The organism is Oscillatoria sp. HE19RPO (genome assembly GCF_024220515.1).
Taxonomy (GTDB): Bacteria; Cyanobacteriota; Cyanobacteriia; order Cyanobacteriales; family Laspinemataceae; genus Laspinema.
Window position 1 is genome coordinate 1 of record NZ_JAMXOT010000496.1, and the last position, 1390, is coordinate 1390.

Below are 1390 nucleotides of genomic sequence, written 5' to 3' on the forward strand. Positions count from 1 at the left end.
AAAACCCGCAGGCTGTTCTATGAGCGTTCCGCTAGGAAAGCCTGGAGGCTCACAGGACAAAGCCCGCCTGCGCGGCGTCATACAGTCTTGTTAGGTGCTTAACCATCGGGATTTGGATGATTTATTTGTTGGAACACCCTTAGACGACTTTAGCTGTTAGGCGGGGGATTGATCCCCCGCCTGTTGTTGCAACGGGTGCAAGAGGTCAGTATTTAACAACAGCTACTTTTCTGGCTACTACTCTGACTACTGCTCTTGGCACTGCCACAACATCCGCTAGATTGTTTCGGCGCAGATGCCACAGGTGCAGGGGTTACACTCGCTAAACGGGCTAATTCATCCCGGGTTGGATATCGTCCGGCTAGGGCAATTTCACCCTCTACCAGAATCAGGGGCAGGGCATCAGCGCCGGAACGTTCTAAAAAGCTTTTTACGGTGGGATTATTGGCAAATTCCATCGGTTGTTGTCCGAGGTTATACCGCTGAATCTTTATCCCTTGTCCAGTCCCCCAATCCACGTTGGCGGCAAAGTCCACAAATTTCTGATCGACATCGGGTCCACAAACACCCGTACTACAGCACATTGCGGGGTCAAATACTTCAATTTTAGTCATTTTGAGTTTCTATGAAATATTGAAATAATGGGGAAAGAGAAAGTAAAAGCAGGCAGTTGAGTTCCGCTTCCGGGCGATCGCGGCTTTTGCAGATAGCCCACGCTTATGTTTTGGCTTCTTGGGGGGTGAGTGAGGGCGATCGGAAACAGGGATTAGAATCGAGTTCCCCGCTTTGTGGACTGGCGCACTCTGCCAGTTCTCCCTGACAACACTCTTCAGTTAAATAGGTGATTAACCTAAACATCAGGGGCATATTGGCGCGATAGCGCAAAAAGCGTCCCTCCTGTTCCACCCCAAGCAATTCAGCGTGAACCAACGCTTTGAGATGAAAAGAGAGGTTAGAAGGCGGCACCTCCAGTTCGGAAGCAATTTGACCTGCCACCATTCCTGTGGATCCAGCCTTAACCAACATCCGGTAAATGTCTAAGCGGATGCCAGAAGACAAGGACTCAAAGATTTTTACAGCCGTTTTACTTTCCATGTTTCAACTATAGATGAAATATGGAAATGTGGCAAGCAACTGTTCAGGAACCCTAGGGCATTTTAGCGCCCACAAGCCCGGAAGCCCCAAAAAAAAACAATACCTCCCAACTTGATGCTGGAGAGGTGATGTTTTTTGCAGATTCTTGGAGGCTGAGGGTGTTCCAACAAATAAATCATCCAAATCCCGATGGTTAAGCACCTAACAAGACTGTATGACGCCGCGCAGGCGGGCTTTGTCCTGTGAGCCTCCAGGCTTTCCTAGCGGAACGCTCATAGAACAGCCTGCGGGTTTT

At 49.4% G+C, this 1390-nt stretch carries 2 protein-coding genes; both read right to left on the reverse strand.

Translation table 11 applies throughout. The annotated features are described in order from the left end of the window. Positions 1-212: 212 nt before the first annotated feature. Positions 213-614 (reverse strand): arsenite efflux transporter metallochaperone ArsD, encoded by a 402-nt coding sequence (gene arsD, locus NG833_RS30050; RefSeq protein ID WP_256556224.1) that lies wholly within the window; start codon positions 612-614, stop codon positions 213-215. 103 nt (positions 615-717) lie between these two features. After that, positions 718-1095, reverse strand: coding sequence for a helix-turn-helix transcriptional regulator (locus tag NG833_RS30055; protein WP_254568929.1), 378 nt, complete (start codon positions 1093-1095; stop codon positions 718-720). Between the last annotated feature and the right edge of the window lie 295 nt (positions 1096-1390).

Excerpts from the sequence above, each read along its gene's own strand:
- arsD (WP_256556224.1), bottom strand. The coding sequence starts at position 614 with ATGACTAAAATTGAAGTATTTGACCCCGCAATGTGCTGTAGTACGGGT.
- NG833_RS30055 (WP_254568929.1), bottom strand. The coding sequence starts at position 1,095 with ATGGAAAGTAAAACGGCTGTAAAAATCTTTGAGTCCTTGTCTTCTGGC.